The sequence below is a fragment of the Kineobactrum sediminis genome (assembly GCF_002868715.1).
GTDB lineage: Bacteria > Pseudomonadota > Gammaproteobacteria > Pseudomonadales > Halieaceae > Kineobactrum > Kineobactrum sediminis.
Window position 1 is genome coordinate 23,120 of sequence record NZ_PKLZ01000014.1, and the last position, 18,448, is coordinate 41,567.

General features: G+C 57.8%; 18 protein-coding genes. 4 read left to right on the forward strand and 14 right to left on the reverse strand.

Annotated elements, in window-relative coordinates; all coding sequences use genetic code 11:
• Positions 1-126: 126 nt before the first annotated feature.
• Positions 127-3,027: an aminomethyl-transferring glycine dehydrogenase gene (gene gcvP, locus CWI75_RS15910; protein WP_101522520.1), complete on the forward strand. Its 2,901-nt coding sequence runs from the start codon at positions 127-129 to the stop codon at positions 3,025-3,027.
• Positions 3,028-3,174: 147 nt separating this feature from the next.
• On the opposite strand, the gene CWI75_RS15915 is transcribed toward gcvP, so the two are convergent.
• Together CWI75_RS15915 and CWI75_RS15920 are read right to left on the reverse strand one after the other, a co-directional pair.
• Positions 3,175-3,468, reverse strand: coding sequence for an addiction module antidote protein (locus CWI75_RS15915; RefSeq protein WP_101522521.1), 294 nt, complete (start codon positions 3,466-3,468; stop codon positions 3,175-3,177).
• Between the two features lie 2 nt (positions 3,469-3,470).
• Positions 3,471-3,767, reverse strand: coding sequence for a type II toxin-antitoxin system RelE/ParE family toxin (locus CWI75_RS15920; protein ID WP_101522522.1), 297 nt, complete (start codon positions 3,765-3,767; stop codon positions 3,471-3,473).
• A 157-nt stretch (positions 3,768-3,924) separates the two neighbouring features.
• Here CWI75_RS15920 and CWI75_RS15925 point away from each other — a divergent pair, with 157 nt between their 5' ends.
• On the forward strand, positions 3,925-4,551 hold the full coding sequence (locus CWI75_RS15925; RefSeq protein WP_101522523.1) for a tyrosine-type recombinase/integrase: 627 nt from the start codon (positions 3,925-3,927) through the stop codon (positions 4,549-4,551).
• An 82-nt stretch (positions 4,552-4,633) separates the two neighbouring features.
• Here the strand turns inward: CWI75_RS15925 and CWI75_RS18965 are convergent, their stop codons facing one another.
• The gene (locus CWI75_RS18965) at positions 4,634-4,816 is read right to left on the reverse strand and encodes an addiction module antidote protein (RefSeq protein ID WP_420913263.1); all 183 of its coding nucleotides are present in this window, start codon (positions 4,814-4,816) and stop codon (positions 4,634-4,636) included.
• 133 nt (positions 4,817-4,949) lie between these two features.
• On the opposite strand from CWI75_RS18965, the gene CWI75_RS15935 reads away from it, so the two are divergent.
• Complete coding sequence (locus tag CWI75_RS15935) at positions 4,950-5,297, forward strand: zinc ribbon domain-containing protein YjdM (protein WP_101522525.1); 348 nt, start codon at positions 4,950-4,952, stop codon at positions 5,295-5,297.
• Positions 5,298-5,455: 158 nt separating this feature from the next.
• Here the strand turns inward: CWI75_RS15935 and CWI75_RS15940 are convergent, their stop codons facing one another.
• Both CWI75_RS15940 and CWI75_RS15945 read right to left on the reverse strand, forming a co-directional pair.
• A complete protein-coding gene (locus tag CWI75_RS15940; RefSeq protein ID WP_101522526.1) occupies positions 5,456-7,807 on the reverse strand; it encodes a TonB-dependent receptor in 2,352 nt (783 codons plus the stop codon).
• 114 nt (positions 7,808-7,921) lie between these two features.
• Positions 7,922-8,455 (reverse strand): winged helix-turn-helix transcriptional regulator, encoded by a 534-nt coding sequence (locus CWI75_RS15945; RefSeq protein ID WP_101522527.1) that lies wholly within the window; start codon positions 8,453-8,455, stop codon positions 7,922-7,924.
• A 90-nt stretch (positions 8,456-8,545) separates the two neighbouring features.
• Between CWI75_RS15945 and CWI75_RS15950 the strand changes: the two genes are divergently transcribed.
• Positions 8,546-9,751, forward strand: coding sequence for a M24 family metallopeptidase (locus CWI75_RS15950; protein ID WP_101522528.1), 1,206 nt, complete (start codon positions 8,546-8,548; stop codon positions 9,749-9,751).
• A gap of 16 nt (positions 9,752-9,767) precedes the next feature.
• Here CWI75_RS15950 and CWI75_RS15955 read toward each other — a convergent pair whose 3' ends face one another.
• The 9 genes from CWI75_RS15955 to CWI75_RS15995 all read right to left on the reverse strand — a co-directional run bounded on the left by CWI75_RS15955 (position 9,768) and on the right by CWI75_RS15995 (position 18,447).
• A complete protein-coding gene (locus CWI75_RS15955) occupies positions 9,768-11,366 on the reverse strand; it encodes an isocitrate lyase (protein WP_101522529.1) in 1,599 nt (532 codons plus the stop codon).
• A gap of 129 nt (positions 11,367-11,495) precedes the next feature.
• Positions 11,496-12,557: a hypothetical protein gene (locus CWI75_RS15960; protein WP_146003615.1), complete on the reverse strand. Its 1,062-nt coding sequence runs from the start codon at positions 12,555-12,557 to the stop codon at positions 11,496-11,498.
• Complete coding sequence (locus CWI75_RS15965; protein WP_101522531.1) at positions 12,550-13,416, reverse strand: ABC transporter ATP-binding protein; 867 nt, start codon at positions 13,414-13,416, stop codon at positions 12,550-12,552. Before CWI75_RS15965 ends, CWI75_RS15960 begins: the two co-directional genes overlap by 8 nt.
• Entirely contained in the window at positions 13,409-13,777 is a 369-nt protein-coding gene (locus CWI75_RS15970; protein WP_241521262.1) for a GntR family transcriptional regulator, read from the reverse strand. The genes CWI75_RS15965 and CWI75_RS15970 overlap by 8 nt, the downstream gene beginning before the upstream one ends.
• Positions 13,778-13,802: 25 nt before the next feature.
• Complete coding sequence (locus CWI75_RS15975) at positions 13,803-14,684, reverse strand: GIN domain-containing protein (RefSeq protein ID WP_162300111.1); 882 nt, start codon at positions 14,682-14,684, stop codon at positions 13,803-13,805.
• An 81-nt stretch (positions 14,685-14,765) separates the two neighbouring features.
• The gene (locus CWI75_RS15980) at positions 14,766-15,143 is read right to left on the reverse strand and encodes a group III truncated hemoglobin (RefSeq protein WP_101522533.1); all 378 of its coding nucleotides are present in this window, start codon (positions 15,141-15,143) and stop codon (positions 14,766-14,768) included.
• Positions 15,144-15,151: 8 nt separating this feature from the next.
• Positions 15,152-16,567, reverse strand: coding sequence for a ribosome biogenesis GTPase Der (gene der / locus CWI75_RS15985; protein WP_101522534.1), 1,416 nt, complete (start codon positions 16,565-16,567; stop codon positions 15,152-15,154).
• A 5-nt stretch (positions 16,568-16,572) separates the two neighbouring features.
• Positions 16,573-17,760, reverse strand: coding sequence for an outer membrane protein assembly factor BamB (gene bamB, locus CWI75_RS15990; RefSeq protein ID WP_101522535.1), 1,188 nt, complete (start codon positions 17,758-17,760; stop codon positions 16,573-16,575).
• A gap of 3 nt (positions 17,761-17,763) precedes the next feature.
• A complete protein-coding gene (locus CWI75_RS15995; RefSeq protein ID WP_101522536.1) occupies positions 17,764-18,447 on the reverse strand; it encodes a YfgM family protein in 684 nt (227 codons plus the stop codon).
• Position 18,448: the final 1 nt, after the last annotated feature.

The window sequence follows — 18,448 nt, forward strand, 5'->3', positions numbered from 1 at the left end:
AAACGCCCCAGTGTGCCACCTTGGTCATTAGCGGTACAGCGCATTGCCCGCTACGGGCGCTGCTGCTAACATCGCGCCTGCTGCAACACCCCTCGAATCACCTTCAGGCAATGCCCCGGAGCATCCATGAATCATCCTTCCCTGCTGGACCTGGAATTTCATCAGGAATTCATTCGTCGCCATATCGGGCCAACCACCGAACAGCAGGCGGAGATGGCGAAAATACTGGGCTATGACAGCCTGGAAGCACTGATTGATGCGACCGTGCCCGAGCAGATCCGGCGCCGGGAACCGATGGACCTTAGCGGTGCACGCACCGAGCAGACAGTGATCGAGCGGCTGCGCGCCATGGCCAACAAGAATACGGTACTGAAGTCCTATATCGGCACTGGCTACCACGACACTTACACACCGGCCGTGGTGCAGCGCAATGTGCTGGAAAATCCCGGCTGGTATACGGCGTACACGCCCTATCAACCGGAGATTTCCCAGGGTCGGCTGGAAGCCCTGCTGACCTTTCAGCAGATGATCATGGACCTTACCGGTATGGAGCTGGCAAACGCCTCCATGCTGGACGAGGGCACCGCCGCTGCCGAAGCCATGACCCTGATGCAGCGGGTTAACAAAAAGAATCGCAGCGCTGCGTTTATCGTGGCCGAAGACTGCCATCCGCAGACTATCGCGGTGGTGAAAACCCGGGCCGAAGCACTGGCTATCGAGGTGATCATCGGTGACCCCGAGGTACTGGCCGGTAGCACCGACGCCTTTGGCATGCTGCTGCAATATCCCGGCACCTATGGCGATGTGCGCGACCTGCAGCCGCTGATTGATAGAGCCCACGCCAACAACACACTGGTGACGGTCGCCGCTGACATCATGTCCCTGCTGCTGCTGAAATCACCCGGCTCCCAGGGTGCGGATGTGGTCGTGGGCAACTCCCAGCGCTTTGGCGTACCCATGGGCTTTGGTGGGCCCCACGCTGCCTTTTTTGCCACCCGCGACGCCTACAAGCGCTCCACACCGGGGCGCATCATTGGCGTGTCGGTTGATCGCCACGGCAAGGAAGCCCTGCGCATGGCGATGCAGACGCGGGAGCAGCATATCCGTCGGGAGAAGGCCACCAGCAATATCTGCACGGCGCAGGCGCTGCTTTCCATCATGGCGGCGTTTTACGCCATGTATCACGGCCCGGCGGGCCTGCGCCGCATTGCCGAGCGCACCCACCGTCTGGCCGGGTTGCTGGCCAATGGGCTGAGCGAGGCCGGGCTGGCACCGGATAACGCCCATTACTTTGACACCCTGACTGTCACAGTCGGCGACCGGCAACAGGCCATTGTCGCCCGCGCCGTGGCAGCGGGCATGAACCTGCGCATCATCGGCAGTGATCGTCTGGGGGTCGCCCTGGATGAAACCACCCGCGCCGAGGATGTTGACCAGTTGCTGGCGGCCTTCACCGGCACCGCCGCTGCGCACTCCTGCCGCGAGCGTGACGACGATATCGCCAGCGCCATCCCCGCGGACCTGCAGCGTCAGGTGGATTACCTGCAGCACCCCCTGTTCAATGAATACCAGTCGGAAACCGAAATGCTGCGCTACATGCGCAGACTCGAGGACAAGGACATCGCCCTTAACCGGGCAATGATTCCGCTGGGCAGCTGTACCATGAAACTCAATGCCACCACTGAAATGCTGCCGGTGACCTGGCCGGAGTTTGCCGGAATGCATCCCTTTGCGCCGTCGGACCAGACCGCCGGTTACCAGGAAATGCTCGCGGACCTGGAGCACATGCTGAAAGAGTGCACCGGCTACGACGCCATCTCCCTGCAACCCAACGCCGGCTCCCAGGGCGAGTACGCCGGGCTGCTGGCCATCCGCCGCTACCACCGCAGCCGGGGCGATGAGCAGCGCGATATTTGCCTGATCCCCTCCTCGGCCCACGGCACCAACCCGGCGAGCGCCGCGCTGGCCGGAATGCGTGTGGTCATTGTGGAGTGCGACAGCCAGGGCAACGTCGACCTGGCCGATCTCACCGCCAAGGCCCAAAAGCACAGCACCGAGCTGGCCGCGATCATGATCACCTACCCGTCCACCCACGGTGTGTTCGAGGAAACCGTGGTTGAAGTCTGTGACATCGTGCACCAGCACGGCGGCCAGGTGTATGTGGACGGCGCCAACCTCAACGCCCTGGTTGGGGTGGCCGCGCCGGGCAAGTTCGGCGCCGATGTGTCCCACCTCAACCTGCACAAGACCTTCTGCATCCCCCACGGCGGTGGCGGTCCCGGGATGGGCCCGATCGGCGTAGGGGCACACCTGCAGCCCTTTCTGCCCACCAACCCGGTAGTGCCGGTGCCCGGCCTGGCGGAAGATAATGATGTGATTTCAGCCACCCCCTGGGGCAGCGCTTCCATCCTGCCGATTTCCTGGGCCTACATTGCCCTGATGGGCGCGGAGGGGCTGACCCTGGCCACCAAGGTGGCCATTCTCAGCGCCAATTACATGGCGCACCGGCTACAGGATCACTACCCGATACTGTATACCGGGCACAACGGCACCGTGGCCCATGAATGTATCATCGATATCCGTCCCCTGAAGGAGGCCAGCGGTATCAGCGAGGAAGACATTGCCAAGCGCCTGATGGACTTCGGTTTCCACGCCCCCACCATGTCATTCCCGGTGGCGGGCACGCTGATGATCGAGCCCACCGAGTCAGAATCACTGGCGGAGCTGGATCGCTTCTGCGATGCAATGATTACCATTCGCGAGGAGATCCGTGCGGTACAGGAAGGGCGCCTGGATGCGAAGGACAATCCGCTGTGCAATGCTCCACACACCCTCGCCGATGTTACCGCCGACCAGTGGGAGCACAGCTACAGCCGGGAACAGGCTGCCTACCCTCTCCCCTCCCTGCGGCGCAGCAAGTACTGGCCTCCGGTCAATCGGGTGGACAATGTGTATGGGGATCGTAACCTGATGTGTTCCTGCCCGAGTATCGACAGTTATCGCGAGCTTGAAGTGGTGTTAGTGTAGACGACCAAACTAGTTGGTAACAAAACGCCCGCAGGCCAGCTGCCAAAGTGGGTTTGACGTCAGTCATTGGAGGTAAACCTAGCTCACGTGCGCAACGGGCGGTCGCTGCGGCGAATATGACGGCCCGCTTGGTGCCAGGAGCGGACGTTACGCTGCTGTTTGAAACTTGATTTGTAGTCCCAGCGCCTTGGCAATTTTAGCCACAGTAGCAAATGTGGGGTTGCCTTCCTCAGAAAGTGCCTTATACAGCCCTTCTCTGGAAATACCCGCTTCTCTGGCAAGCTGACTCATATTCTTGGCACGGGCGATAACCGCGAGTGCATGAACAATATAGGCAGGATCATCACCCCCCTCTTCGAGGACAGCTTCCAGGTATGCCTGAATATCTTCTTCAGTGTGCAAATATTCAGCTGAATCCCAACGACTTATCTTTACGGACATTTCTAGACCTCCAATTGCTGGGCCAACTCTTTAGCCTTCGCAATATCTTTACTTTGGGAGCTCTTATCACCCCCGGATAAAAGTATGACGACAACTGAAGAGCGCCTGGTGAAGTAGATTCTATATCCCGGCCCGTAGAAAACGCGTAATTCACTAACTCCATCGCCAACCGACTCTACATCGCCAAAATGACCCTGCTCCAGTCGATCGATTCGGGCCAGGATTCGGGATTTCGCCTGGCGGTCCCGAAGCTTCTTGAACCAGCGGGCGAACTCATCAGTCTTGTAGACTTCATACATATGCCCACTCTAGTTCACAGCTCTAGAGTTGTCAACTATAGTTAACACTTCCCCGATCAAGGGCCAGACAGCCGCCTCGATCAGCGGCCGGCACAGAAGGCGACCAATGATGAAACAATAACCATACTTATAGCCCACCCCTGTGGAGGGTAATAAGATGAAAAATGTCAGTGAATGCGTACACCAAAAAAGCACCTGGAACAAAGGCAGAGTGGCCGGCCAAAAGCCACCACTTAAACTCAGAGAAATCTGGGCACTTCGCGTCAGGCTCGAAATCGCCAACCACCATCGCGACCTCGCCTTGCTCAACTTGGCCATCGATAGCAAGCTCAGAAGTTGCGACCTCGTGAAGCTGAAGGTAAGAGACGTCGCGCAAGGTGCCAACATCCTGAAACGAGCGATGGTAATTCAACAGAAAACGTTACAACCGGTAAAGTTCGAAATCACTCAGCAGACGCGGGAATCATTAACAACCTGGATCGAATCGAGAAAGCTGACTTCCGAAGACTATCTGTTTCCAAGTCGTATCCACCACTGCCCGCATCTCAGTACCAGGCAGTATGCGCGGATCGTAAAGTCTTGGGTTGCGCAAATTGGCTTGCAACCTGAGGATTACGGCACCCACTCATTGCGTAGAACCAAAGCAACCCTGATTTATAAGCGGACCAAAAACCTGAGAGCAATTCAATTGCTGCTCGGCCATACGAAGCTTGAAAGCACAGTGAGATACCTTGGTATCGAAGTAGACGACGCACTGGAGCTGGCAGAACAGACCGAAATATAGCTGTGGGCAATCATTTCTCAGATTGGCGGCTTTCTCAAAGCCGCCACCTTTCCGGTTGGGTGATTAGTGCCAGGAGCGGACATTACGCTGCTGTTTGAAACTTGATTTGTAGTCCCAGCGCCTTCGCAATTTTAGCCACAGTAGCAAATGTGGGGTTGCCTTCCTCAGAAAGTACCTTATACAGTCCTTCTCTGGAAATACCAGCTTCTCTGGCAAGCTGACTCATATTCTTGGCACGGGCGATAACCCCGAGAGCATGAACAATATAGGAAGTGTAATCCCCCCATTTTTAATCGCCCGTTTGAGTAGAGGGTTATACTGCCTGCGGCAGCTGGTTAAATCCCCAGGTTTGAAAGATTTCACCATTTTTTTGTAATCTCTAGTTAAGGAACCCACCAATGAGCAATTGTCCCGCGTGTCCCCAATGCCAGTCGCAGTTTACCTATGAAGATCGCGGCTTACTGGTCTGCCCGGAATGCGCACACGAATGGTCGATAATGTCCAGCGAAGGTCACAGCGATGAATTCGTTAAGGTGAAAGACGCGAACGGTAATGATCTCTATGAAGGCGATAATGCCACGCTGATTAAAGACCTGAAAATCAAAGGCAGCTCGAGCGTCTTGAAAATTGGCACTAAGGTTAAGATCAACCGAATAGTTGATGGTGATCACAATATCGATTGTCGCGTGGATAAGGTCGGAGAAATGATGCTGAAATCGGAATTTGTCAAGAAGGCCAACCCCTGATCGTGACGTCGCATGGATCTCGATTGAAACACTAACCCACTTCATTCGAGGGTTTGCGTAGACTCCGTAACGTTTTCAACAGATCGCTCCCTGCTAACCCACTCCATTTAATTTCCCCAGAGACCAACTGACTGGCGGGTTGCAATAACCCGCCCTACTCAGAAGTACTTGCGAACAGTAACGCCAACCGTGCGCGGCTGATTGGTGAAGTAAGCCAGGCGCGCGCGGCCACCCCGCTCCCGATTGAATGACAGCTTCGCATTCTCGTCGGTGAGGTTATCCGCATACAGCACTGCTTCCCAGGTGTCCCAGGTAATGCCGGCCCGGATATTAACCTGCTCGTAGGAGGCCAGGTTCAGGTCCACCGAAGTGACCTCATTGCCCGTGGCACCGCCGAAGGGCAAGCCGGAGACAAACTCGCCCGCGCCTTCAACCTGGTCACTGGGCTGGGTGTAGCGGTCGCCGACGTGCTGCACGACCGCGGACACGTACATCTCCTCGGAACCGAACAGGTTCATCGGCAGGGTGTAGGTTGCGGAAGCTGACATCTGGAACTCGGGCACCGAAGCCAAGCGGTTGCCGTCCTCGATTCCACCCAAAACGTTACCATCGCTATCGGTCACCGTGGAGGCGAATTCGGCTTCCAGCAAACTTCCGGAGAGCGTCAACATCAGTGCCTCCACCGGATAGGCGCTCAATTCCCATTCCACACCCAGGGTGTGGGCCTCGGGGACGTTGAAACTGATACGGGAAGAACAGGAGCCGGCGTCGAGGGTGACCTGCAGGTCTTCGATATCGGTGTAGAACACCGCCGCATTGAAGCGCACGCGGTTGAACTCGCTCTTGAAGCCGAGCTCGTAGTTCCACAGTGATTCATCGTCGTAAGCCTGGAAGCCGCCGAAGTTCTCGAGGTCCTCCTCATTACACAGCGGCACGTTCAGCGGGTCGTTAACACCCCCGAGACGGAAGCCCTGGGATACCTGCGCGTTGATTGCCATTTCATCGCTGACATCGTAGCTGGCCATGATGCGCGGGTTGATACCATCGGATGAAGTGGAGTCAGTCTGGTCATCGAGATTTGTAAACAGGCCGCCAGTCGTAAAGGTCCGCTCTTCTTCAAAATCATAATAGCGGGCGCCAACGATCAGGTTAAGGCGCTCCGTCAGGTCGTAACTCACCTCGCCAAACAGCGCCATCTGTTCAATATCGTAGGGGATCAGTGAGTTGAACGGTGAGTCGGGGCCAAAACCGTTGGCAACCGCTGCCGCAGTTCCTGCGCCCAGCACCTGGTCGGTAACGGCATCATAACCGGGCGTCGGCAATATCTGCCGGTAGTCGCGTTCCACGTCCGAATAAAACACGCCCGCTACCCAGTTCAGGGGGCCATCGGCATTGGAGGCAAAGCGCAACTCATGGGTGATCTGCTCCACGTCAGTGGTGTCGCGCAGGTTCGAGGGGATCAGCACAGCCGAATCCGGGAAACCGAGGTCTACTGAAACGGAACCGGTGAGTGCGCTGGCATCGCGGCTGGCAAGAATTTCACGGTCGACATAGCTGCCCACGTAGGTCACATCAACGTTGTCCAGGCTCCACTCAACCACCAGGTCGGCGATCAGGGTATCGTCTTCAAAGGCTTCATCCAGGCGCAGGTATTGCTGCCGTTCACCCAGCTGTACGGGCGGCCGCGTGGTGGTATAGGGGTTGGCATACAGATTGAATATTTCTTCGCGGTTGAAACCATCGGTCTCGATTTTCTGGTAGACGATGCGTGGAGTAATGGTCAGGTTATCGGTCGGTTGCAGAGCCAGGGTAACGCGACCACCCTGCCGGCTCCCGCTGTTAACATCTTCGGTAATGTTGCCGCCTTCGCGCAGGGCGTCAACCCAGCCGGCGTATTCGGTCGCATAACCGACCACGCGCAAGGCCGCCTTGTCACTGAGGGGAATATTGACCATACCCTTCAGGTGGCCGCCTTCCTCGCCATCGGTAACGGTGTTCACATTGGCTTCCACGGAACCACTGAACGCCTCAAAGTCCGGCTGGTTGGTAATGAACCGGATAGTCCCGCCGACGGAACCAGAGCCAAACAGCGTGCCCTGCGGCCCGCGTAGTGTTTCCACCCGGTTCAGGTCATACAGGTCGATGTCGGGGGTGAACAGTGACAGGGATATAACGGTTTCGTCCAGGTAGACGCCGACCTGTTCCTTGACGCCGGGCTGATCGCGCACTACCTGGCCGGCGGAAACCCCGCGGATGGCTACCTGGCTCTGGCCCGGCCCCAGGTTCTGGATAGTGAGACCCGCGACATTGCGCGACAGCTCTTCCAGGTTGGTGGCGCCGGTGCGACGGATATCCGCGGCGGACTGGGCATTGATTGAAAACGGCAGATCCTGCGCCGAGGCTTCCCGCTTGGTTGCTGTCACCAGCACTTCTTCCAGCTGGGCCAGGGAGACCGTTGGTACCGCTGCAGCGATAGTTGCGGCAAGCATCGTTTTTCTGAAATTACGCATGGCGAGTCCCCTTCTGAGGAATTATTGTTCTCCCCTTCAGTCTAGCGCCGATCCCACAAACTAACAGGTGCGCGGATTGTTACTATTTCCTATGATTGCCGTGTAACAAAACCCTTAGTCCGCCGGCCTGGAGCGACCGATCAATGCCGGAATACTCAATCCCTTGTCCCCGTGTGCAGCGAGCGTATCCGCCAGCGCCTGCAATGGCACGCCGGGACTCGAGGTCACCCCCTCCGGCCGCAGCGGCTCACCGCATTCACTGCAGGCCAGCACGGGTCGGGTATGTTTGCCGCAACCGCGGTGCACATATTCCAACGGCACGCCGTCCTCGCCGGCCATCCAGTCATCGCCCCAGCGCGCCAGGCTCATCAGCACGGGGTACAGGCCCAGCCCCTTGCGCGTCAAACGGTATTCATGACGCAGGGGGCGTTCACAGTAAGCCACCTTGACCAGCACCCCCTGCTCCACCAGCTTGTTCAAACGCTCCGACAGTCGGTGCCGGGTGATCCCCAGGTCCCGCTGAAACTGATCAAAACGACGGGTGCCCAAAAAGGCATCGCGTAAAATCAGCAGCGTCCAGCGTTCGCCGACGACAGACAGTGCCCGTGCCACCGAACATAGTTGCTGATCAATTTCCGTCCAGCGCATTTCACTCCCCCTGCAGTCACTACAGTCATGATCTGTTATCGTAAGCACTAGCATAAACGACAGCCCCGCGAACGCCAACGAGGATAACCCATGACACACGGAGTCGGCGGTTCAGACGCCGCCAGCGAGCTGCAACACCTGAATGATATGACCGCCGGGGCCTGTGCCATCGGTGATGATGAGTTCAACGCTCGCATTGCTCGCGCCCAGGCCCTGATGCAGGCCGAGGGACTGGATGTCATCTACCTGAACTCCGGCACCAATCTGTACTATTTTACCGGCACCCGCTGGTCCCCCAGCGAACGTATGGTCGGCGCCCTGCTGCCTGCAACAGGCGCGCCATTGTATATTGCCCCTGCGTTTGAACTGGGGACCCTGCAGGGCTTTCTCCGGGTTCCAGGGGAGGTACATTGCTGGGAAGAGCATGAAAACCCCTATGAGCTATGTGCCCGCCTGTTAAAGGGGCTTGGCGCCACTGAAGTCGGTATTGATGAATCAACCCCTTTCTTTGTGGTCGATGGCATACAGCAGGCCGCCGGCCAATGTCGCTTGCGTGCGGCGACCCCGGTTACCGCGGGTTGCCGGATGTACAAATCGCCGGCCGAGCTGGCGCTGATGCAACGGGCCAAGGACATGACTCTCGTGGTTCACCAGAGTGTTGCCAGGATTCTGCGCCCGGGCATCAGCACTGAAGAAGTAACCGACTTCATCAATAGCGCCCACCAGGCGGTAGGTGCTCCCAAGGGCTCGTATTTCTGTATCGTACTGTTTGGCCCGGACAGCGCCTTTCCGCACGGCGTGGCGAAACCCAAAGCGCTGGAGGTCGGCGATATGGTGCTGATTGATACCGGCTGCCAGTTACACGACTACATTTCCGACATTACCCGCAGCTATGTATTCGGCACACCGACACCGCGGCAACGGGAGATCTGGGCGATTGAGCAGGAGGCACAGGCAGCCGCCTTTGCAGCGGCCCGCCCTGGAGTACCCTGCGGCGAAGTCGACGATGCCGCACACCGGGTTATTGAAGCCCACGGCCTGGGCCCGGATTATACCCTGCCCGGCCTGCCCCACCGTACCGGACACGGCATTGGCCTGGACATCCACGAATGGCCCTATCTGGTGCGCGGCAACGCCACGCCCCTGGCGGCGGGCATGTGCTTCAGTAACGAACCGATGATCTGTGTACCCGGCGAATTCGGTGTTCGTCATGAGGATCACTTCTACATGACGGAAAACGGGCCGCGCTGGTTTACCCAGCCGGCCCGTTCCATTGACGACCCTTTCGGGTCGTAGTTGAGCGCTAGTCGGCTTAGCCGAACTGGTTCATGGTGTTGTCCTTGCCGCCCGCCTTGAGGGCGGCTTCACCGGCAAAATACTCCTTGTGGTCATCGCCCATGTTGGAGCCGGCCATATCCTGGTGCCTGACGCAGGCGATACCCTGGCGGATTTCCTTACGCTGCACACCTTCCACATAGGCCAGCATACCCTCGGCACCGAAGTAGCCCCTGGCAAGGTTGTCGGTTGACAGCGCTGCCGTGTGATAGGTTGGCAGGGTGATAAGGTGATGGAAAATGCCCGCCTGGCGCGATGAATCAGCCTGGAACGACTGGATCCACTTATCAGCTTCCACGCCCAGTTCCGTGCCATCGTACTCAACACTCATCAGCTTGTCGCGCTCGTAGGCAGACACGTCCTTGCCTTTTTCAACCCAGGCATCAAATACCTGCTGGCGGAAATTGAGAGTCCAGTTGAACGAAGGCGAGTTGTTGTACACCAGCTTGGCGTTGGGAATAACCTTGCGGATCTCGTCTACCATGCCACCGATCTGACCCACGTGCGGCTTCTCGGTTTCAATCCACAGGAGGTCGGCGCCGTTTTGCAGGCTGGTAATGGAATCGAGCACACAGCGGGCCTCGCCGGTGCCCGGCTTGAAGCGGTACAGGCCGTTGGCCAGTCGCACCGGGCGTACCAGCTTGCCGTCCTGCTTGATCACTACATCGCCTTCGCGCACATCCTCGGCGCTTTCGACGGCTTCAGTCTCCAGAAACGCATTGTACTTGTACGCGAGGTCACCGGGGTCGCGGGATACCGGGATTTTCTGGGTCAGGCCAGCGCCCAGTGAGTCGGTACGGGCAACGATGACACCGTCGTCGACACCCAGCTCAAGGAAGGCGTAGCGGATGGCGTTGATTTTGGCGAGGAAGTCCTCGTGGGGCACAGTCACCTTGCCATCCTGGTGGCCACACTGCTTGGCATCAGACACCTGGTTTTCCACCTGGATGGCACAGGCACCCGCTTCGATCATTTTCTTGGCCAGCAGGTAGGTCGCCTCCTCGTTACCAAAACCGGCATCAATATCGGCGATGATCGGCACCACATGGGTTTCGTAGTTATCGATGGCATTCAATACGGCCTTTTCCCGTACTGCGTCACCTGCGCTGCGGGCGGCATCCAGGTCGTGGAAGAGATGACCCAGCTCGCGGGCATCGGCCTGGCGCAGGAAGGTATAGAGCTCTTCGATCAGCCCCGGCACGGTGGTCTTCTCGTGCATGGACTGGTCGGGCAGTGGACCGAACTCGCTGCGCAGGGCCGCGATCATCCAGCCTGACAAATACAGGTAACGCTTGCTGGTAGTCCCGTGGTGCTTCTTGATGGCGAGCAGTTTTTGCTGGCCAATAAAGCCGTGCCAGCAGCCCAGTGACTGGGTGTACTGGCTGCTGTCGGCATCATAATCGGCCATGTCCTGGCGCATGATGCCAGCAGTATAGCGCGCTATATCAAGACCATTCTGAAAGCGGTTCTGGTGCTTCATTCGGGCGGCGAATTCAGGGCTGATATTGTCCCAGGTACCGTTCTGCGCGGAGCGCAGTTCGGCAAAGGAGGCAACGCTATTGAGATAATCTGACATGGAAGTGGACCTCTGCTATTCCGAAAGAAGATAAGAGGTATCTTAGTGACAAAATGACTATAAGTTAAATAAATAGAAAATATCTTTGCTATTCGCAGGATGAATTAAGGGGCCGAAGCCCCCAAGCACCTAAAGTTCCCAGCGATGGCGTCGCAGCCACACCGCCAGCCAGAGCAGAACGAATGCACTTAGCAGGCCCAGCAGCAGGCTGATGTAACCGACATTGACCCTGTTCAGCCCGAATGGGAGATCATTACTGGTGTCGGCGTCGACAACGTATTGGGGGAGATGATTGAGCAGCGCCGTCCCCACATGGTGGCTGCCCAGCATAATCTTCTCCAGCACCAGCAAGGCGATAACCGGCGCCACAGCAAACAGGAAGGGCGAACGTTTCGCAGCAGCCGACGCCAGCATCAGCCATGCATACACCGGTGCGATCCACAGTGCGTTTTTCATCCAGCCGCCCACCTGCCCCCACAGCAGTGCGCCAAACTCTATATTGCCAAGCACCACAGTCATAACGTCCAGCCCAGCGCGAGCGGCCAGCAACACGGCCAGTAAAACCATGGCCAACTGCGCCAGCAGCGACGCTGCAATAAAGAGTGCCGGAGCCACCAGCGTGGCCACACCCAGTTTGGCTATCACTTCGTCACGGGCAGAGACCGGCATGGATTTCCAGAACAGGATACTGCGATCCTTGCGGTCTGCATAAAGACACCCCAGCAAATAATTTGCCGTTACCAGAATCAAGACCAGCATCATCATTGAATGAATACCATCCAAAACCGGATTCAGATTCTTAATCCCCTCCCCCGCCAACTCCTTGCCGGGGGGCGCGGGTTGCAACTCCTTCCAGTCACGGGAGAAGTCCCAGCCATTACTTGCCTGTTCCGGCGCATCCTGGATGCGGTATGCGTCGCTCTCCGGGTCCGCCGCGTTATCTGGATTGACAACCGTATCGCCACTGCCACGAACACCGATACGAATATCAACGGCTTCACCGGATTGCTCGATAACCACTGCTCCCATCCCGCCTAAGACGCTGAACCGGTTGGCGAAAAAAATTCCCGCCAGCATGATCAGCACCAGCACACAGGCAATCGCCAGGGGCGTCCATACCAGTGAGCCCCGATACTCCTGTAGTTCTCGTCGCACCAATGTCGACCAGTGTGTATACGATGTCTTAAACATGGCTACTGCTCCCCCCAACCTTGGCCACAAACAGGTCCGCCAGCGTTGGCGTACGCAACTCGCCAAGAGGCGCAAGTGACTCGGCATCTATTCCTTCATAGATCAACGCCTTGCCTCCCAGCAATTGGCGCTGGCCAATATGCGGTATCGCCTCTGCCCTGGCAACAGCCTCCCCGACAACACGCAGTTCGACAAACTGTTCGGCGAGCGTGTCCATCGACTCAAACAACACCGTCTGCCCATTATTCATAAACATCACATGGGTCAGGATATGCTCCACTTCTTCCACCTGGTGAGTGGAGATGATGATGGTCCGCTCCTCGTCAAAGTAATCGTTCAGCAGTTGCTCAAAAAAATGCTTGCGGAACAGGATATCCAGGCCGAGAGTAGGTTCGTCCAGAACCAGCAACCGTGCGTCGATAGCCATTACCAGCGCCAGGTGCAACTGCACGGTCATGCCCTTGGATAACTGGCCCACCCGTCGATTCAGACGGACATCTGTCGTCGCCAGAAAAGCCTCGGCCTGTGCTCTGTCGAAGGCTGGGTGAACACCGGTCACATAGTCAAGCAGCTGAAGCACTGTCATCCAGCGCGGCAATACCGCGGTGTCGGCAATGAAACAGACCTGCTCCATGAGTTTTGCCTGCTCCCGGCGTGGGTTAAAACCCAATACCGCCAACTCGCCCCGGCAGGCGGTCAACCCCAGCAGGGCCCGCAACAGCGTCGTCTTGCCCGCGCCATTGGGGCCGATAAGCCCGAGTACGGTCCCGGGGGCAAGCGCAAGATCAACACCTGCCACCGCCTGTTGCTCGCCAAACCTGCGCTCCAGGCCGCGCGCTTTAACCACCATGTCAGTCATGTCTGCTGTTCTCCGCTTGCAGTCTCTGTACTACCTCGTCCATCGACAATCCGAGCGCATGTACCCGCTCGATAAAGGCCGGCAGTTCCTGCGTATAGAAACCCGACTGCTCATCGGCAGTCAACTTGCCGCGTGCGCCCGGTGTTACAAACATGCCAAGGCCCCGACGCTTCTCCAGCAGGCCGTCATCAACCAGCTCCTGGTAAGCCTTGGCCACTGTAAGGTGATTAATCTGGTAATCGGTTGCCACCTGCCGCACTGACGGTACGGCGTTGCCTTCCGAGAATGTTCCATCCATAATCCGTTCCACCACCTGGTCACGCAGTTGTCGGTAAATCGGCTGTTTATCATTCCATTCCACCGCTACGACACTCCCTGCATTACGATCATTTTTGCTGATACGCCTTGCCGGCACCAAGAATTAAAGAGTTCCGTTCGGGCTCACCGCGGTAATGAATATTGCCGGCACCGATAATATTCACGCTCAACGACTCGGATACGCCTATGCGCGCAGTCCCCGAGCCGACGATATTGATTGATGCGGCAGAGCTGTCCACGCCCGTCAGATTAACATCAGCGGATCCGACAATATTGATAGCAAGACTTTTACCAAAGCCCGACTCCCCGCTTCCAATATCACCGGACCCACTGATTGCGGCCACCAGGCTGTTGGCATTGACAGTGCCCAGCTGGATATCACCAGACCCCGCCAACCTGAGCTCAAGACTCTCCGCCCTCACTTTTGCCGCACGGATATCGCCGCTGCCACGCACTTTGAAAAGTACCTGGCCAGCCTCTACATCGAACAAGCGCACATCGCCCGAGCCGTCGATTACCACATCAATATCATCTACCTTGAAAGGCCGGACATAGACGTCGCCCGAGCCCTGCAGATGCAGGTAGGCGAGATCCGGAAGCGTCAGCCGATAACGCACACTGGATATCTGCCGGGAATCGCTGCCGTCGGCTGTTCGCCCCAGCATGACTGTGCCGTCTTCAATGACAAACGGCTCTGCCTCCAGCTCGGTTTCCCGCCCCTGCAACAGCAGTTCAACGGTATCTCCCTGGCTGATCTGTACTTCAGCTGCGCCATAGACAAGCACCCTGTTAGCTTCAAAACCGTCCACACGACGCACAATTGAATCGGAATCCCGCGCCGCAAGAGAGGGTATTGAGATCAACAGGGCGCTGCAAAAGAACACGACGGATACCGGTAATATGCCCGGGGTTCCGGCGAACCGCCGCCGGTTACGTAATAATCTGAACATCGCCATCACCTCGATGATATGGTGTTATATCTAACTATAACACCAGAAATGGGATTGGCAAGCCGTGGGGGCAATTATTTTTCAGGCGGGAGGCAGGCTCTTTTGCATGTTGGCGGCAATGGTGGTGGCAAGGTGTTTTGCCCGTTGCGCCCGCTCGCCCTCGAAGTAGTCATCCACCGTACTGGTAAAAATCTCCAGCCAGCGCTGAAAATCCTCGGGGCGCAGCGGTCGCTTGCGATGCAAACGGCGGTGAATTTCCATGGTGTGGCGTTGATAGCCGGGCTCACCCAGCAATAGCTTGCACCAGTAATCCTTTATGTGGGGCAGGTGAACTGCAAGGTCAATCTGCGCGACATCCAGGAAAAAGGGCGCCAGCTGCGGGTCCGCCAGCAGACGCTCATAGAAATGATCGACAAAGCTTTCAATATGGGCCCGACAATTGAGGTCTGGTTTGGCCACGCCGCGCCTCAGCGTTTCTTCTTCTTTTTATCGTTTTTCTTGACGTGCACCATCATCCGGCGCTTGCGCTGCACCTGGCGTTCGGTGAGCTTGTTGCGCTTTTCCGCAAAGGGGTTTTCACTGGCACGAAACTCTATCCGCACCGGTGTGCCCACGAGATTCAGTTCCCGACGGAACACTTTCTCCAGAAAACGCTGGTAGCCATTGGGCACCTTGCCCACCTGGTTGCCATGAATAATGACCAGGGGTGGGTTCTGCCCACCCGCGTGGGCGTAGCGCAGTTTAATGCGCCGGCCATTGATCATCGGGGGCGCATGCTCCTGCACCGCGCCCTCCAGAATACGGGTGAGCTGATTGGTATTGAGCTTGCGCGTCGCCGAACTGTGCGCCGCATTGATCGATTTATAGAGGTTGCCTACCCCGGTGCCGTGCAAGGCGGAAATGAAATGCGTATCGGCATATTCGGCGAAGATGAGGCGGCGATTAAGCTCGGTCTTGATCCAGTCGCGCTGGTGGGGCTCAATACCATCCCATTTGTTAACAGCCAGCACCAGGGCCCTGCCGGCTTCAATACAGTGCCCCAGCAAATGCATGTCCTGGTCGACAATCCCCTCGTGGGCATTCATCACCAGCAGCACGACATGGGCATCGTCTATCGCTTTCAGCGTCTTGACGATAGAGAACTTCTCTACGGCCTCGTGCACATTCTTGCGCCGCCGGACCCCGGCGGTATCAATCAGCGTATAGCGCTGGGCATCGCGGCCGTAGTCGATATAAATACTGTCGCGGGTAGTGCCGGGCTCGTCAAAAACCACTACCCGCTCTTCTCCCAGCAACCGATTGACCAGGGTCGACTTGCCCACATTGGGCCGGCCGACAATCGCTACCCGGATACTGTCGCGACGATCAAACTCCGAGGAGTCCGGCTCTCGCTCAGGAAAGCGAGCCAGGACCTGGTCGATCATGGCGCGCACGCCGCGGCCATGGGCAGCCGCTATGGCAAACAGGGACTCCACACCGAGGGCATAAAAATCGCCTACCGCAACCTCTTCATTGAGACCGTCAATCTTGTTGACGACCACATAGAATGACTTGTTGCGCTGGCGCAAGTGACGCGCCAGCGCCTCATCCGCGCCGTTGAGACCTTCCCGCGCATCGACAATGAACAGGACCGCATCGGCCTCCTCGATGGCCAGCAGTGATTGCTCCGCCATCTGGGCTTCAATACCCATTTCATCCCCGGTGATGCCACCGGTATCAATCACCACGAAAGGTCGGGCACCAAGCCGCGACTCACCATATTTTCGATCCCGGGTGAGGCCCGACAAATTGGCCACCAGCGCATCGCGACTGCGGGTAAGCTGGTTGAACAGGGTCGATTTGCCCACATTGGGGCGCCCGACCAGGGCGATTACCGGAATCATTACAGTTACCTGGTTTTACTGCTGAGCTCATAAGCGATGAGCTTGCCGCTGTTACCGAAGACATACAGTATGTTGCCTTCGCTGAGCATATCTGCCCGCACGCCTTTACGATCGGGCCTGACCCGGGCGACAAAACTGCCATCAACCTGGGACAGGATATGCACAAATCCTTCCTGGTCGGGTACCGCGACATAACTGCTGACCGGTACCGGCCTGCCGAGGCCACGCCAGGCAAGGACGTCCTGGCTCCAGCGCTGGCCCTGGCCGTTGCGCAAGTAAGCATAAATGGTGCCGTCTTCCGCCGCCACATAGGCATTGCCAAAACCGAGGGACACGCCGGAGACGGAGGATACCGGAGCCTCCCAGCGCTTGCGACCGCTGGGGACATCAATCGCTGCGATGTTGCCCTGGTAACTGGCGGCATACAGGTCATTGCCGGACAGCGCCATGCTGCCGTCGATGTCGACCATGCGTTCAATTTCCGAACGCCCCTGGGGAATCGCCACCCGCGCCTCCCATTCAATGCCACCGGTTTGGGCATTGAATGCAATCACCCGACCATTGGCGAAGCCGGCAATGGCCTGGTTATCGGTCAATATGGGCGTACTGGTGCCGCGAATGGTCAGTACGGGCATATTGCTGTCGTACACCCACAGCCGCTTGCCGTCGGCGAAGTCGAGGCCGTGCAGCTTGCCATCATAGGTCTGGACAACCACTACGCGACCATTGGACTGCGGTGCGGCAAGTACTTCGCCACTCACGCCAGAGCGCCAGACAATTTCGCCGGAACGCGCATCAAGGCGCAGCACATAGCCGTCGCTTGCGCCAAGGAACAGGCTATTGTTGTAAAGGCCCACACCACCCGACAATGCTATTTTCAGGTCGCGCTCCCACGTTTGCTTACCATTGCGACGATCGAACGCCGCAACCTCGCCTTCGGCCGAGGCCGCGTAGAGTGTATCCCCGCCAATTACCGGTGTGATTTTGTAGAGGCCCTCTCCCTGGCCGTTGCCGACACCAGCGGACCAGAGCTTGCGAACATCAACGGTCTCATCAATATCCTGCAGTTCTGCCGGTTGCCGGGGATCGTCGTCATCATCGATACTGAACCAGCCAGTGATTGTAGAACACCCTCCCAGCACCAGGCTCAGCAACAACAGAGACGCCCATTTACCCATAATACGTAAGCCCATTACCTAGCTCTCCCCTTTGCTGCTGGCGGGCGCGGGTGACGCCAGGCTTTGCAGCTTCGCCTGCAGTGTTTCCACATTGAGCTGCGCGGGGTAAGCCTGCACAACAGCTTCTGCTTCACGGTAGGCCTCCAGGGCCTCCTCATTACGTTCCGCCGCCGCAAGCACGTCGCCGCGAGCCAGCAGATAGGCCGCGCGGTAGTCGCCGTTGCCGCCTTCTTCCAACAGGCCCAGTGCCTGGCCGGTCTCACCGGCGGCCGCAAGCACACGGGCCAGCCGCAGTTGTGCCACCGCAGCTATTTCGCTACCCGTGGAAGCCTTGCCGAGAACCCACCGTAATTCCGTTTCCGCGGTTTCCAGGTCATCCTCTGCGACTGCAGCAGACGCAAGGTGAAGTGCCGCAAACCGGGCGTATACGGTGCCCCCGAAGTCACTGCGCAGCACACCCGCAAGACGCTCCAGTTCGGTCGTTGCCTGTGTGCCCTGCCCTGCCGCGGAAGCGGCTTCCAGCATCCGCTGATAAACATCCGATGCGGTGGCCGTGCGCTCATCGCTGTAACGCTGCCAGCCCTGCCAGCCGAATACGGCCACCAGCACCAGCACAATGGTCACCAGTGTCGAGCGGCCATTTTCATCCCACCAGCGCCGAATGGCTTCAACCTGCTCTTCTTCTGTCCGAAATGAATCCACG

What these genes read in the sequence shown, in the direction of transcription:
- gcvP (WP_101522520.1), top strand. Translation starts at nt 127, where the DNA reads ATGAATCATCCTTCCCTGCTGGACCTGGAATTTCATCAGGAATTCATT.
- CWI75_RS15915 (WP_101522521.1), bottom strand. Translation starts at nt 3,468, where the DNA reads ATGTCCGTAAAGATAAGTCGTTGGGATTCAGCTGAATATTTGCACACT.
- CWI75_RS15920 (WP_101522522.1), bottom strand. Translation starts at nt 3,767, where the DNA reads ATGTATGAAGTCTACAAGACTGATGAGTTCGCCCGCTGGTTCAAGAAG.
- CWI75_RS15925 (WP_101522523.1), top strand. Translation starts at nt 3,925, where the DNA reads ATGAAAAATGTCAGTGAATGCGTACACCAAAAAAGCACCTGGAACAAA.
- CWI75_RS15935 (WP_101522525.1), top strand. Translation starts at nt 4,950, where the DNA reads ATGAGCAATTGTCCCGCGTGTCCCCAATGCCAGTCGCAGTTTACCTAT.
- CWI75_RS15940 (WP_101522526.1), bottom strand. Translation starts at nt 7,807, where the DNA reads ATGCGTAATTTCAGAAAAACGATGCTTGCCGCAACTATCGCTGCAGCG.
- CWI75_RS15945 (WP_101522527.1), bottom strand. Translation starts at nt 8,455, where the DNA reads ATGCGCTGGACGGAAATTGATCAGCAACTATGTTCGGTGGCACGGGCA.
- CWI75_RS15950 (WP_101522528.1), top strand. Translation starts at nt 8,546, where the DNA reads ATGACACACGGAGTCGGCGGTTCAGACGCCGCCAGCGAGCTGCAACAC.
- CWI75_RS15955 (WP_101522529.1), bottom strand. Translation starts at nt 11,366, where the DNA reads ATGTCAGATTATCTCAATAGCGTTGCCTCCTTTGCCGAACTGCGCTCC.
- CWI75_RS15960 (WP_146003615.1), bottom strand. Translation starts at nt 12,557, where the DNA reads ATGTTTAAGACATCGTATACACACTGGTCGACATTGGTGCGACGAGAA.
- CWI75_RS15965 (WP_101522531.1), bottom strand. Translation starts at nt 13,416, where the DNA reads ATGACTGACATGGTGGTTAAAGCGCGCGGCCTGGAGCGCAGGTTTGGC.
- CWI75_RS15975 (WP_162300111.1), bottom strand. Translation starts at nt 14,684, where the DNA reads ATGTTCAGATTATTACGTAACCGGCGGCGGTTCGCCGGAACCCCGGGC.
- der (WP_101522534.1), bottom strand. Translation starts at nt 16,567, where the DNA reads ATGATTCCGGTAATCGCCCTGGTCGGGCGCCCCAATGTGGGCAAATCG.
- bamB (WP_101522535.1), bottom strand. Translation starts at nt 17,760, where the DNA reads ATGGGCTTACGTATTATGGGTAAATGGGCGTCTCTGTTGTTGCTGAGC.